15 protein-coding genes and 2 tRNA genes are annotated in these 12,815 nt (G+C 68.7%); 8 read left to right on the top strand and 9 right to left on the bottom strand.

Going from position 1 to position 12,815, the window contains the following annotated elements; genetic code table 11:
* Position 1: 1 nt before the first annotated feature.
* The 5 genes from ACT3S6_RS00810 to ACT3S6_RS00830 all read left to right on the top strand — a co-directional run bounded on the left by ACT3S6_RS00810 (position 2) and on the right by ACT3S6_RS00830 (position 3,876).
* A complete protein-coding gene (locus ACT3S6_RS00810) occupies positions 2 to 805 on the top strand; it encodes a thymidylate synthase (RefSeq protein ID WP_444553324.1) in 804 nt (267 codons plus the stop codon).
* Entirely contained in the window at positions 802 to 1,383 is a 582-nt protein-coding gene (locus ACT3S6_RS00815) for a dihydrofolate reductase (protein ID WP_444553325.1), read from the top strand. Before ACT3S6_RS00810 ends, ACT3S6_RS00815 begins: the two co-directional genes overlap by 4 nt.
* Entirely contained in the window at positions 1,384 to 1,611 is a 228-nt protein-coding gene (locus tag ACT3S6_RS00820) for an NF038396 family protein (protein WP_444553326.1), read from the top strand. It abuts the gene before it with no gap.
* 109 nt (positions 1,612 to 1,720) lie between these two features.
* Positions 1,721 to 2,839, top strand: a complete 1,119-nt coding sequence (gene asd, locus ACT3S6_RS00825; RefSeq protein ID WP_444553327.1) for an aspartate-semialdehyde dehydrogenase — start codon at positions 1,721 to 1,723, stop codon at positions 2,837 to 2,839.
* Between the two features lie 155 nt (positions 2,840 to 2,994).
* Positions 2,995 to 3,876, top strand: a complete 882-nt coding sequence (locus ACT3S6_RS00830) for a class II glutamine amidotransferase (RefSeq protein WP_444553328.1) — start codon at positions 2,995 to 2,997, stop codon at positions 3,874 to 3,876.
* Between the two features lie 111 nt (positions 3,877 to 3,987).
* Here ACT3S6_RS00830 and ACT3S6_RS00835 read toward each other — a convergent pair whose 3' ends face one another.
* On the bottom strand, positions 3,988 to 4,179 hold the full coding sequence (locus tag ACT3S6_RS00835) for a hypothetical protein (protein ID WP_444553329.1): 192 nt from the start codon (positions 4,177 to 4,179) through the stop codon (positions 3,988 to 3,990).
* 119 nt (positions 4,180 to 4,298) lie between these two features.
* Here ACT3S6_RS00835 and ACT3S6_RS00840 point away from each other — a divergent pair, with 119 nt between their 5' ends.
* A complete protein-coding gene (locus ACT3S6_RS00840; protein ID WP_444553330.1) occupies positions 4,299 to 4,919 on the top strand; it encodes a hypothetical protein in 621 nt (206 codons plus the stop codon).
* Between the two features lie 68 nt (positions 4,920 to 4,987).
* Here the strand turns inward: ACT3S6_RS00840 and ACT3S6_RS00845 are convergent, their stop codons facing one another.
* Genes ACT3S6_RS00845 through ACT3S6_RS00855 form a run of 3 tightly spaced genes read right to left on the bottom strand, consistent with a single transcriptional unit; the run spans position 4,988 to position 6,944 of the window.
* Positions 4,988 to 6,049, bottom strand: coding sequence for a UDP-N-acetylmuramate dehydrogenase (locus tag ACT3S6_RS00845; RefSeq protein ID WP_444553331.1), 1,062 nt, complete (start codon positions 6,047 to 6,049; stop codon positions 4,988 to 4,990).
* The gene (locus ACT3S6_RS00850) at positions 6,049 to 6,495 is read right to left on the bottom strand and encodes a MaoC family dehydratase (RefSeq protein WP_444553332.1); all 447 of its coding nucleotides are present in this window, start codon (positions 6,493 to 6,495) and stop codon (positions 6,049 to 6,051) included. Before ACT3S6_RS00850 ends, ACT3S6_RS00845 begins: the two co-directional genes overlap by 1 nt.
* The gene (locus ACT3S6_RS00855) at positions 6,492 to 6,944 is read right to left on the bottom strand and encodes an FAS1-like dehydratase domain-containing protein (RefSeq protein WP_444553333.1); all 453 of its coding nucleotides are present in this window, start codon (positions 6,942 to 6,944) and stop codon (positions 6,492 to 6,494) included. Before ACT3S6_RS00855 ends, ACT3S6_RS00850 begins: the two co-directional genes overlap by 4 nt.
* 163 nt (positions 6,945 to 7,107) lie before the next feature.
* Between ACT3S6_RS00855 and ACT3S6_RS00860 the strand changes: the two genes are divergently transcribed.
* Positions 7,108 to 7,434 (top strand): ArsR/SmtB family transcription factor, encoded by a 327-nt coding sequence (locus ACT3S6_RS00860; RefSeq protein WP_444553334.1) that lies wholly within the window; start codon positions 7,108 to 7,110, stop codon positions 7,432 to 7,434.
* Complete coding sequence (locus tag ACT3S6_RS00865) at positions 7,431 to 9,095, top strand: SulP family inorganic anion transporter (protein WP_444553335.1); 1,665 nt, start codon at positions 7,431 to 7,433, stop codon at positions 9,093 to 9,095. Before ACT3S6_RS00860 ends, ACT3S6_RS00865 begins: the two co-directional genes overlap by 4 nt.
* A gap of 7 nt (positions 9,096 to 9,102) precedes the next feature.
* Here the strand turns inward: ACT3S6_RS00865 and ACT3S6_RS00870 are convergent, their stop codons facing one another.
* The 5 genes from ACT3S6_RS00870 to ACT3S6_RS00890 form a co-directional block, all read right to left on the bottom strand.
* Complete coding sequence (locus ACT3S6_RS00870; RefSeq protein WP_444553336.1) at positions 9,103 to 9,360, bottom strand: hypothetical protein; 258 nt, start codon at positions 9,358 to 9,360, stop codon at positions 9,103 to 9,105.
* Positions 9,361 to 9,379: 19 nt separating this feature from the next.
* A complete protein-coding gene (locus ACT3S6_RS00875; RefSeq protein ID WP_444553337.1) occupies positions 9,380 to 10,342 on the bottom strand; it encodes a DUF2797 domain-containing protein in 963 nt (320 codons plus the stop codon).
* An 85-nt stretch (positions 10,343 to 10,427) separates the two neighbouring features.
* Positions 10,428 to 10,501, bottom strand: a tRNA-Met gene (locus ACT3S6_RS00880).
* A gap of 70 nt (positions 10,502 to 10,571) precedes the next feature.
* Positions 10,572 to 10,643, bottom strand: a tRNA-Thr gene (locus ACT3S6_RS00885).
* A 174-nt stretch (positions 10,644 to 10,817) separates the two neighbouring features.
* Complete coding sequence (locus ACT3S6_RS00890; protein WP_444553338.1) at positions 10,818 to 12,680, bottom strand: DEAD/DEAH box helicase; 1,863 nt, start codon at positions 12,678 to 12,680, stop codon at positions 10,818 to 10,820.
* Between the last annotated feature and the right edge of the window lie 135 nt (positions 12,681 to 12,815).

The raw sequence follows: 12,815 nt of genomic DNA on the forward strand, positions 1-12,815 counted from the left end.
CATGGCTATTCCCACCCCCTACGAGGATCTGCTCCGTGATGTGCTGGACAACGGCACCCCGTCCCCGGATCGGACCGGAACCGGCACCCGCAGTGTCTTCGGACGGCAATTGCGTTTCGACCTGGACGCCGGGTTCCCGCTGATCACCACCAAGCGCGTGCACTTCAAATCGGTGGCCGCCGAGCTGCTGTGGTTCCTGCGCGGGGAATCCAACGTCTCCTGGCTGCAGGAGCAGGGGGTGCGGATCTGGAACGAATGGGCCGATGAGAACGGCGATCTCGGGCCGGTGTACGGGGTGCAGTGGCGGTCCTGGCCCACCCCTGGTGGTGGACATATCGACCAGATCACCCAGGTGGTCGACGCCTTGAAGACCAATCCGCATTCACGGCGCCATCTCGTTTCGGCCTGGAACGTGGCCGAACTGGAGAACATGGCCCTACCGCCGTGCCATGTCTTCTTCCAGTTCCATGTCTCCGACGGCAAGCTCTCCTGCCAGCTCTACCAGCGCAGCGCGGACACGTTCCTCGGGGTCCCCTTCAACATCGCCTCCTACGCCCTGCTCACCCATATGGTCGCCCAGCAGGTCGGCCTCGGGGTCGGGGAGTTCATCTGGACCGGCGGGGACGTGCATATCTACGACAACCACCTCGACCAGGTCAACGAACAGCTCGGGCGGGAGCCCTACCCCGCTCCCCGGCTGCGCCTGACCCGCACCCCGGAATCCATCCTGGACTACCGGCTCGAGGACTTCGAGATCCTCGATTACCAACACCACCCGACCATCAAGGCCCCGGTGGCCGTATGAGCCGCCACTCCGCCGACGCGGTGACGCACGCGGCCCCGACGGACCAGACCGGGGCGGGCCCGCGCATCGGCATGATCTGGGCCCAGACGGTGGACGGGGTCATCGGCCAGGGGGGCACCATGCCCTGGCACCTGCCCGAGGACATGAAGCATTTCAAGCACACCACCCTGGGCCATCCGGTCATCATGGGTCGGCGGACCTGGGCCTCGATCCCCGCGAAGTTCCGCCCCTTCGCGGGCCGGACCACCATCGTGCTGACCTCCGAAGACCGGACGGCCGCCGAGGCCACCGAGGCCGGCGCCACGGTGGCCGGGTCCCCGCAGGAGGCCTTGGACGCGGCGGCCACCGCCGAGGGCTCGGCGGAGATCTGGATCTGCGGTGGAGGCGAGGTCTACACCGCCTACGAGCCGCTGGCGGACACGGCAGTGGTCACCGTCATCAACATCGAGGCCGAAGGCGACACCCGGGCCCCCCGGCTGTCGCCGGCCTGGACGCTGACCTTGTCCGAACCCGCCCAGGGGTGGCTGACCGCCGCCAACGGGACCGAATACCGCCACGAACTCTGGGAGCGCCGCTAGGTGAAGGAAGCCTTCAAGGAACTGACGACCAAGCCGGAACCGCTTTTCGCGATCGGTTTCATGCTCTTCCCCCTGCTGGCGCTCATCTGCGCCGCACTGGGGCTCTGGATGATCATCACCGGCCAGGTCATCGGCGGGATCATCGTGCTGTTCACGATCACCCAGGCCTTCGCCCTCGGCGCGTTCTGGGCCATCAACCGCCGGGCCCGGCTGCTCTCCGACCAATAGGTCCCCGGCCCGCCGGAAGGCTCTGGATCCGGCCCCGAAGCCCGGCATGGGCGGCCGGGCGAAGTAACCCGACTGGGGTTCGACCCCCTGCCCGCCGTACGATGGTTGAATGACTTCTACCGTTGGATTCATTGGATACCGAGGCATGGTTGGCTCCGTGCTCATGCAACGCATGCTCGACGAAGGGGACTTCGAGGGCATCGACCCCGTCTTCTTCTCGACCTCAAACCCGGGTGGCCCGGCCCCCTCGTTCGCCGTGGGCGCGGGCGTCCTGCAGGATGCGTACGACGTCGACCAGCTCGCCAAGCTGCCGATCATCGTCACCGCCCAGGGCGGTGACTACACCCAGCGCGTGCACCCCGAACTACGGGCCCGCGGCTGGAAGGGCCTGTGGATCGACGCCGCGTCGACGCTGCGCATGAACGACGATTCGATCGTCGTGCTGGACCCGGTCAACCGCAACGTCATCGACGCCGGCCTGGCCGGAGGCACCCTGGACTTCGTCGGCGGCAACTGCACCGTCTCGTGCATGCTCATGGGCCTGGGCGGACTGTTCCGCAACGGGCTGGTCGAATGGGGCACGGCCATGACCTACCAGGCGGCCTCCGGAGGCGGGGCCCGCCACATGCGTGAACTGCTCACCCAGTTCGGGGGGATCCAGTCCGCCGTGGACACCGAGCTGGCCGATCCCTCCTCCGCCATCCTGGACATCGACCGCAAGGTCCTCGAGGCCCAGCGCGCGAACCTGGACGCCTCCGAGTTCGGGGTCCCGCTGGCCGGCTCGCTCATCCCGTGGATCGACGCCGATCTGGGCAACGGCCAGTCCAAGGAGGAGTGGAAGGCCGGAGCCGAGACGAATAAGATCCTCGGGACCACCGCGGACAACCACATCATGCTCGACGGCCTCTGCGTCCGCGTCGGCGCCATGCGCTCGCATTCGCAGGCACTGACCCTGAAGCTGACCGAGGACCTGCCGCTGGCGGAGATCGAACGCCTCCTCGACGAGGACAACGAGTGGGCCACGGTGGTCCCCAACTCCAAGGAGGCCACCATGGAGCAGCTGACTCCGGTCTCCGCCTCGGGAACGCTGGACATCCCGGTCGGCCGGCTGCGCAAGATGGAGATGGGCCCGAAGTACCTCTCGGCCTTCACCGTGGGTGACCAGCTGCTCTGGGGCGCGGCAGAACCGCTGCGCCGCATGCTGGCCATCGCCCTGGGTCGCCTCTAGTCCCCGGACCTTCCACGACGACGGCTGCCCCCAGGGCAGCCGTCGTCGCTGTTTAAGCACCCCGCCACCCCGCCTGTTGCCTGGACGGAGGTCCGGGTCCAGACTGGCCTGACCAACCAGTTGCGGAGGTGGCCATGTGCCGCTGGATTGCCTACATGGGTTCGCCCATCACCCTCGATACCGTCCTGACCAGGCCCAACCACTCACTGCTGGACCAGAGCCTGCTTGCCCGGGATCTCCAGCTGCCTTCGCTGGAGATCTCCTCCCAGTTCCGCGACCATGCCTTCCCCACCAACGGGGACGGGTTCGGGCTGGCCTGGTCGGGCGTCAACGGCACGCTGGGGCAGTATCGGGAGATCACACCCGCCTGGGACAGCCGGAATCTCCGCCATCTGGCGGCGCAGATCTCCTCGGGGTGCTTCCTGGCCCATGTGCGGGCCGCCCCCGGGGGGACCATCGCGCAGGACAACTGCCATCCCTTCGTCCATGCCGGGTGGATGTTCCAGCACAACGGGGACATCAACGGGTTCAGCGCGGTCAAACGTGAACTGACCTTCGACGTGGACCCGGAGCTCTACCCCTTCATCCGGGGCAACAGCGATACCGAGGTCTGCTTCTTCCTCGCCCTGACCTACGGGCTGGCCACGGACCCCGTGCAGGCGCTGACCCGGATGATCCTGCGGGTCGAACAGGCCCGGAGGGACCGGGGCCTGGCCGAACCGTTCCGCGCCACCATCGCCACCTCGGACGGGGAACGGCTCTACGTCCTGCGCTGGGTCAGCCCCGACGCCACGACCGTCCGGGCCCCCTCGCTCTACCACTCCTTCGGGCCGATGACCCTGCATGTCGGCGTCGGCTTCGGCGCGGGTACCGGAGAACTGGAGATGCTGCCCGACGATGCCCAGTTGGTGGCCTCCGAACCGCTGGAACTGCATTGGAGCAAACGGCATTGGGTTGAAATACCTGCGGCCACGGTGGGCGTCTTCGCCCCTGGCCGGTCCCCGGTCTTCAGCCCGCTGGAAGCCACCGGCCGGTAGCGCGGGCGGGCCCGTGGCCTCCGGGGCCGGGCACATCAATGGCGGGGGCACCACCGGGTCGCCCCGGGGTGCCCCCGCCATTCAAGGTCACGCCCACCTGCTCGCGTCGACTCAGGTGTCGCGGCGGGCGCGCCCCTCGTCCTCATGCGCCGTGTCATAGAGGCGTTGCAGCGAGGCCATCCGTTCGTCCGTGATCTCCCCGGCGGCATGGGCCTTCTTGCCCTGGTCGAGCAAACGCTTGGCTTCCTTCATGTTGCCTTCGGCCAGATCCATCGCGTGTTCCAGGCTTGTCTCGTGTTCCATGCCTCAATAATGCGTCAGATCAGCCCTAAAAGTCCACGATGACTTGCACGGGGAGGAAATCTTAATTTCCTCGTGCCCGAACCCCACCCGTGTCGTGCGCCGGGGATCCGATCGGCACCGTGCCATCGGAAATGCTCGAACTCTTTGAAGTCGTCGCGTTGGCAGCTGCCGTGTACGCGGTCGTAGCCACCGCACGCGAAGTAGTCGATCCGGCCGCCGTAGTTCGGGGCCGGTCCCCTAGACTGGACGCCGATTCACCACCGCAGAAAGGACCCGCCATCCTCAAGGGCCAGACCGCCGCCCCACTCCTCGTCGCAGCCATCGCACTCGCCGGATGCAACGCCGCCGCCCCCTCCACCGAGACCGGCACGCCGGAACGGCTCTGGGCGCAGCCCAGCTTCACCCCGCCGGACGAGCCCTACATGGAACAGGCCGTAGCCGAGGCCGCCTTGAACCGTTGGCTCAGCAACGAAGGCGCACACAGCCTCGAAGGCTTCGCCGCTCCATACAACATGATTGAGCGTGTGGAAGGCCCCGAGCGGGGAACCATCGTCCTCTACGTGGACAACCATCTCGCGGCCAGGGCCGACCCCGAGGGAGATCTGCACTTGATCGCGGCCGAAATGCTGGACAACGTCGGAGTGGACTTCCCCGAAATCGGCAGAATCATCGCGGCCACCCAAGACGGCAAGCACAGCGCGACCGTCTACGGCGACCAGTCCGACGTGATCATCAGCTAAGCAACCCGCCTCCTGGACCGGGCACCGATCCACTTTCCGGGCCACCGGAAGACCTTCGAGCAGCGAGTTCAGAGTTCGACGCCGATGAGCAGGGACTCGTTGTGCAGGGTGACCCCGAAACGTTCGGTGACCCCGTCGCGGACGGCCCGGGCGATGGCCAGCAGGTCCCCGGCGGTCGCCTCGCCACGGTTGGTGATGGCCAGGGTGTGCTTGGTCGACAGCGAGGCCCTCCCCCCGGTGAGTTCGGCGCCGGGGGTGCCGGGCAGCCCGAATCCCTTGGCGAAGCCGGCGCGGTCGATCAGCCAGGCTGCCGAGAGCTTGGTTCCCCCCTCGGCGGCGAAACGCGGGGCGTCCTCGGGTAGGGACGCGGCGGTGTCGGCATCCACGATCGGGTTGGTGAAGAAGGACCCGGAGCTGTAGGTGTCGCGGTCCGCCGGGTCCAGCACCATGCCCTTGCCCGCCCGCAGGCCCAGGACGGTCTCGCGGACGGCGGCCGCCTTCGCGCGTTCGCCGGTCTGCACGCCCAGGGTGCGGGCGAGTTCGGCGTAGGCGATGGGTGCCCCCCATTCGGAGGTTTCCAGGGCGAAGGTGACGTCGAGGACCACGTAGCGCGGGGACCCGTCCACCGTGGTGGCCTTGAGCAGCGAATTGCGGTATCCAAACTCCAGCTCGGCGGTGCCGAAGACCACCAGGGCCGCCTCCTGCCGGTCCCAGGCCCGGACGGTTTCCAACGTCCTGGACACGTCCGTCCCGTAGGCCCCCACATTCTGCACCGGGGTGGCCCCCGCGGAGCCGGGGATCCCCGAGAGGGCTTCCAGGCCCACCAGGCCGGCCTCGAGGGTGCGGTGGACGACGTCGTCCCACGGATGTCCCGCCTGGACCGTGATGCGGGCCCCTCCGGGGCCGGTGGTGATGTCCACGCCCCGGGTCGCTACGCGCAGCACGGTGCCGGGGTACCCGTCGTCGGAGATGACCAGATTGGAGCCGCCACCGACCAGCAGGAGCCGGTGGCCGGCGTCGTCCGCCGCCCGTACCGCGGCGATGAGCTCCTGTTCGGTATGCGCCTCGAGGTAGGTCCCGGCCGGTCCCCCGACCGCGTTCGTGGTCAGGCAGGACAGCAGCTGGGCCATCAGAACCCGACCAACGCCTGGGCCTTGACCAGGACCTTTTCGCCCCCGGCGATGACCGTCAGGTCCACCCGGGCGGTGCGTGCCTCGGGATCCAGTGCCCCGATGACCCCGGTGACCTCCAGGGCGGTGCCGTCGGCCTCGGAGGGGTTGGTGCCCGCGGGATCCTCCACGACGACCGGCTTCGTGAAGCGGCTCTGGTAGTCGATGACCGCCCCGGGATCGCCGATCCAGTCCGCGACGAGCGTGACGGCGGCACCCATGGTGAACATGCCGTGGGCGATGACCCCGGGGAGCCCGACGTCGGTGGCGAAGCGTTCGTTCCAGTGGATCGGGTTGAAGTCACCACTGGCCCCGGCGTAGCGCACCAGGTCGGCCCGGTTGACGTGCAACGTGGTGCTGCCGATCTGCTGGCCCTTTTCCAGGGTGGCGAAGTCGATGGGGCTCATGCTGCTTCCTCTCCGCGAACGAGGATCGACGAAATGGTGGTGGCGACGGACTCCCCGTCCACCGTGCTGATTTCCGCGCGCGTGGTGATCATGGCACCGGTCCCCATGCCGCGGACCTTGTCCACATGCAGTTCGGCCACCAGCTCATCCCCGGCGAGGATCGGGCGGTGCAGGGTGAAGCGCTGGTCGGCATGGACCACGCGGGAGAAGTCGATGCCCGCCTCCGGATCGGCGATCAGCTGGGCATCGGCCCGCTGGGCCACGATGATCGCGAAGGTCGGCGGGGCCACGAGCTCGGCATGACCGAGCGAGGCGGCGGCCTCGAGGTCGAAGTGGGCCCGGTGGGTGGCGTGGGTGGCCGTCGCGAATTCGCGGATCTTCTCCCGGGAGACCACGTAGGTCCCGCCCGCCGGATAGCTGCGCCCCTGAAGGGCTGGATTGATGCTCATGGTGTCCTCGCTGTCAGGCACGTCGGTGGCTGGAACTGCTCGGTCTCCAGCCTATGACACCGGGAGCCGGCGGGCCGGCCGCGGCCCCCGGGCCCGGCCCGTGTTCCCGCCCACGTCCGGTATGATGAATCCATCATGTCGGTATCCTGTGGTGAAAGGCAGAATGTTCCTGGACGACGAGCAACGACCGCTGTATGAAATCAAGGCCAACCTCTTCAAGGCCCTCGCCCACCCGGCCCGTATCCGCGTCCTGGAGATCCTCAGTGCCGCCGAGGGGGGCACGGCCACGGTGGCCGAGCTGCTGCATGGCATGGACATCGAGCCCAGCCACCTGTCCCAACACCTCAGGGTGCTCCGCCGCCACCAAGTGGTGACCTCCGAACGCCGGGCCAGCCACGTCCACTACACCCTCGCCCACCCCGGGATATCGGAACTGCTCGACATCGCCCGGGTCTTCCTGGGCGACCGGATGAACGCGGGCCGGTCATGAGGCCGGGACAGCGCATCCGCTCGTTCCTGCCCACGGTCGACGACTACGTCGAACTGCCCGGCTCCTGGCGGGTCGACCTCCTGGCCGGGGTGACGGTGGGCATCGTGGCCCTTCCCCTGGCCCTGGCCTTCGGAGTCACCTCGGGGGTCGGGGCAGCGGCCGGGCTGGTCACCGCCGTCGTCGCCGGATTCGTGGCAGCGGTCCTGGGTGGCTCCCATGTGCAGGTCTCCGGTCCTACGGGGGCCATGGTGGTGATCCTGGCCCCGATCGTCGCCGCCCATGGGGCCGGCTCGATCGCCCTGCTCTCGATCATGGCCGGAGTGATCGTGTTGGCTGCCGGCTTCCTGGGGATGGGCCGCGCCGTCGCCTACATCCCGTGGCCCGTGGTGGAGGGGTTCACCCTGGGCATCGGTACCATCATCTTCCTCCAACAGGTGCCGCTGGCCACCGGAACCACGGCCCCGCCGGGACTGAACACCGCGGTGGCCGCCTGGCTGGCCGCCTCCGGATCCGTGTGGCCGACCGCGGCCATCACCGGCTCGATCGTGCTGCTGGTCGCGGCCCTGATGGTGTTCGGCCCGCGGATCCACCCCGGGCTGCCCGCCAGCCTGGCCGCCGTCGTGCTGATCACCGTCGCTGCCGAATGGCTGCAGCTGGACATTCCCCGCATCGGCGAACTGCCCTCGGCGTTGAGTGCCCCCTCGATCCCCGGATTCTCCTGGCCCCTGATCACCGACCTGGCCGGCCCCGCCTTGGCCGTCGCGGCCCTGGCCGCCATTGAATCACTCCTCTCGGCGCGGGTCGCCGCCAGCCTGGTGGGCCCCAGCGGCTCCGCCACAGGCCCGTACCAGCCCGATCGCGAGCTCTTCGGACAGGGATTGGCATCGATCGCCGCGGGGCTCTTCGGGGGCATGCCGGCCACCGGGGCGATTGCCCGGACCGCGGTGAACGTCCGCAGCGGGGCCCGCACCCGGCTGGCCTCCATGGTCCATGCCCTGCTGCTGCTGGTGGTCGTCTATGCCGGCTCGCAGCTGGTGGGGCGCATCCCGTTGGCCGTGCTGGCCGGGATCCTCATGGTGACCGCCACCCGCATGGTCTCCCGCCACACCATGACCTCGATCCTGCGTTCCAGCCGGGCGGACGCCGCGCTGTTCGTGATCACCGCGGTCATCACCGTGGCCTTCGACCTGATCGAGGCCATCCAGATCGGTGTGCTCGTGGCCGCCTTCTTCGCCCTGCGCACGGTGGCCAGGTCCTCGGGCGTCGCCCGGGAACCGTTGGAGGGCCCCGCCGTGGACGGGGACGAACGCATCGCCATCTTCCGGCTGGACGGGGCCATGTTCTTCGGGGCCGCGGAGAAGATCCTGCAGGACCTGCAGTCGGTCACGGGGGTCGAGGTGGTCATCCTGCGGCTATCCCGGCTGCGAATGCTCGATGCCACCGGGGCCCACGCCCTGGTGGAGATCATCGGGGCCCTGGAACGACGCAGGATCACCGTGCTCATCAAGGGCATCAAACCCGAACACCTCCAGCTGGCCGATACCGTCGGGGTCATCGGCGCCCTGCGGCACTACCGCCACTCCTTCGATGAGCTCGAACCGGCAATCGAGCATGCCCGCAAGCATGTCCGGGAGAACCGGGAGGCCGACGAGGCCAGCTGACCGGGCCCTAGCGTCCCGGGTTCTGTTTCGGCGTGGGCGGATGCTGCTGCCGATAGACCTTCACGTCGCGGCTGCGCACCACCAGCCCCGCCACATGGGTCAGCAGGCCCAGCAGGATGATGGCGACCGCCGTATACATCAGCGGCCGGTTGGTGGTGTTGGCGCCGAACAACGCCAGGATGATGCCCAGCCCGGAGATGGACATGGAGCCGATCACCAGGAGCTTGTACAGGCCCGACGCCGATTCCCAGGGTGTGCTGATCATGTCCTCCAGTGTATCGGGCTCAGAACAAGGAGTCCTGCGCCGCGGGGATGGCGGTGGTGTATTCGCCCGGGGTGACCCGGCGGCCCTTGAGCACGGCGGCGTCGGCGGCGTAGAGCCGGTCCGAGCCCTCCAGCCGCACCCCCAGGCTCTGGCCCAGGACGGAGTCCACGACGAATCCGTGGGTGCTGGCGCTGAGCCACCCGGGGTAGGGGTAGAGCTCCCCCGCGTCCCAGGCCGACAGCATCGCGGCCGCCGGACGGGGCGGCACGAAGGCCTCGTCGGCGGGCTCGATGCCCAACTCCCGCGCCTGTCGATCCTCGGCGATCAGGGCCAGTACGCGCTCCACCTCGCTGCGGTGCATCCGGGCCAGCGAGACGGCGTCGTACACCCCGGCCGCCGAGGGCCCGCCCTGGCCCGGTTCGCATAATCCCGCGGTCTTGGCGGAGGCCCGCACGGCCTGCCCCAGCCCCAGCCGTCCGGTCACCAGGTCCTCGAGCACACGCACCTGGCGTCCGTCGGCGACCAGTGCCACATAGGTGCCGGCCACGGCCCCCTGCTGGGCGAGCCGGCGCCATTTGTTCCCCTCCCCCGCGGTTCCGACCTTGGAGGCCCCGTGGGCGAAGGTGGCGACGTAGAGCCACTGCGGGCGGGCCAGGTACTCGCGCAGGCCCGGCGGGGCGATCCCCGACCGGTGGAAGTCGTGCATGTACCGGGCCTGGTCCAGGGCCAGGCAGGGCCCGCATTGGGTGCCGCGTTCGGCCCGGGAGGCCCGGGGACACTCGACGTGTTCCCAGCCCCCGACCGCGTGGACCAGGACATGGCCCAGGCACCAGCGTCCCGGAGCCACCGCGAAGGAGCAGCGGGTTCCCGGCTCCAACACCAGGTCCGCCGATTCCCCATGACGGGTGCGCAGGTCCCACCGCGGGGTGGAGCCGTCGGCCGGCCATTCGATGCCGCCACTGAGCAGGGCCGGTGATTCCATCCCTCCAGCATAGAGGGGCGCCGGACAGGTGGGGGTGGGCGTTAACGACGAAATCCGCCCCGCGAACGGGACGGATTCCTGTGGGTAGCGGTGCCGGGACTCGATCCCGGGACCTCACGATTATGAGTCGTGCGCTCTAACCAGCTGAGCTACACCGCCACGAATGTGAAATGCCCGCGCCGCGTCGGTTCCTCTTTCGAGTCGACACGGACGCGGGCTTTCCATTCAGAGCCCCCCACGGGATTCGAACCCGTGACCTCAGTCTTACCAAGACTGCGCTCTACCCCTGAGCTAGGGGGGCAACGGAGAAAAACATTACCAGCATTTGCCGCCCGGATGAAATCGAGACGGCCGTCGTGACACAGCCCACAGGGCTGCGGTCCCGAACGCCGGAGGCCGGGCGTTCCCCGGGGGGACGCCCGGCCTCCGGACAGGGTGGTTCCGGCGCTCCCGACCCGCGGGACGCCGGGCGCTGCTAGCTGCGGCCGCGGCCGCCTTCGAAGCTGCGCTGCGAGCTGCGCGGCTTGCGGGATCCGCCGTATCCGCCACGGCCGCCCTCGTCCTTGCGGTGGCCTCCACCGCCACGGTTTCCGTCGAAGCCACCACGGTCCTTGCGGTAGCCGCCGCCTTCGCGGTCACGGCGCGGGGCCCGGCCGGTATCGAGCTCCAGGCGGATCAGTTCGCCGCCGATCCGGGTGCGGGACAGCGAGTTCCACTGGTCCTTGGACAGTTCGGCGGGCAGTTCGACCAGGGTGTGGTCGGCGCGGATGTCGATCCCGCCGATCTGCCCGGAATTGAAGCCACCCTCATTGGCCAGGGCGCCGACGATGGAGCCCGGCATCACGCGCTGACGGCGTCCGACGGCGATGCGGTAGGTGGCGTTGCCCTCGGTGAGGGCGCGCGTCGGGCCGCGGGAACCGAAGCCGTCCTTGGCGCCCTTGGACATGCGCGCCTGCTTGGCCGGCGGGGTCGGCAGTTCCTCCATGAGCAGCGGGCGTCCCCCCTGGGCCATATGGGCCAGGGCGGCGGCGACCTCCACGGCCGAGACGTCGTGCTCGGCCTCGAACTTCTCCACGAGGTTGCGGAAGACCCCCAGCTCCTGGGAGGCCAGGGTCTCGGAGATCTGTCCGGCGAAGCGCTCCAGACGCTTGTCGTTGACGATGTCGATGCTGGGCAGGGTCATGGCCTCGACCGGCTGGCGCGTGGCCCGCTCGATGGAGCGCAGCATGTGCTTCTCGCGCGGGGTCATGAACAGGATCGCGTCACCCTGGCGGCCGGCACGGCCGGTGCGGCCGATCCGGTGCACGTACGATTCGGTGTCGTGCGGGATGTCGTAGTTGAAGACGTGGCTGATGCGCTCGACATCGAGGCCGCGGGCCGCGACATCGGTGGCGACCAGGATGTCGATCTTGCCGCTGCGCAGGTTCTCGACCGTGCGCTCACGCTGCTGCTGCGGGATGTCGCCGTTGATGGCGGCCGTAGTGAACCCGCGGGCCTTGAGCTTATCGGCCAGGTCCTCGGTGGCCATCTTGGTGCGCACGAAGGCGATGACGCCCTCATGGGCCTCGGATTCCAGGATCCGGGTCATCGCGTCGAGCTTATGCGCGCCCATGACCTGGACGTAGCGCTGACGGGTGTTCTTGCCGGTGGTCGTGGAGGACTTCACCGACACCTCCTGCGGGTTGCGCAGGTACTGCTTGGAGATCCGGCGGATGGAGCCGGGCATCGTGGCCGAGAACAGGGCCACCTGCTTCTCCTCGGGGGTGGCCTCGAGGATCTTGTCGACCTCTTCGGCGAAGCCCATGCGCAACATCTCGTCGGCTTCGTCCAGGACGACGTACTGCAGATGCGACAGGTCCAGGGACCCCTTGTTGATGTGGTCGATCACGCGGCCCGGGGTGCCCACGACGACCTGCGCCCCGCGGCGCATCGCCGAGAGCTGCGGGCCGTAGGGGGATCCGCCGTAGACGGGCAGCACGGTGAAGTCACCCATGTGCTTGGCGTAGGAGGTGAAGGCCTCGGCGACCTGCAACGCGAGTTCGCGGGTCGGGGCCAGGACCAGCACCTGCGTCTTGCGGGCGGTACCGTTCTGGTCGGCCAGTTCGGCCATCCTCGACAGGGCGGGGATCGCGAAGGCCGCGGTCTTGCCGGTGCCGGTCTGGGCCAACCCGACGACGTCGCGGCCGTCCAGGAGCATCGGGATGGTGGCGGCCTGGATCGGGGTCGGGGTCTCGTAGCCGAGGTCCTCGACGGCGGCCAGGACGCGGCCATCGATCCCGAGGTCGGAGAACTTCACCGGGGTCTCTTCGGAGGCGGATTCGGGCGTGTTGGTGGACATGTCTGAAGACACGGGGCATTACCTCATTCATAGGGGCGGATAACCCGGGGCTCGGTTCGAGACGGGATCCGCGGCACATTCGGACTCAAACACCAGTCCGGCCGCTCCCCTATGAAGGAACTGCCCGCTGTTTTG

The sequence above is a fragment of the Arthrobacter sp. AOP36-C1-22 genome (assembly GCF_052377515.1).
In the GTDB taxonomy this organism is placed as follows: domain Bacteria; phylum Actinomycetota; class Actinomycetes; order Actinomycetales; family Micrococcaceae; genus Arthrobacter_H.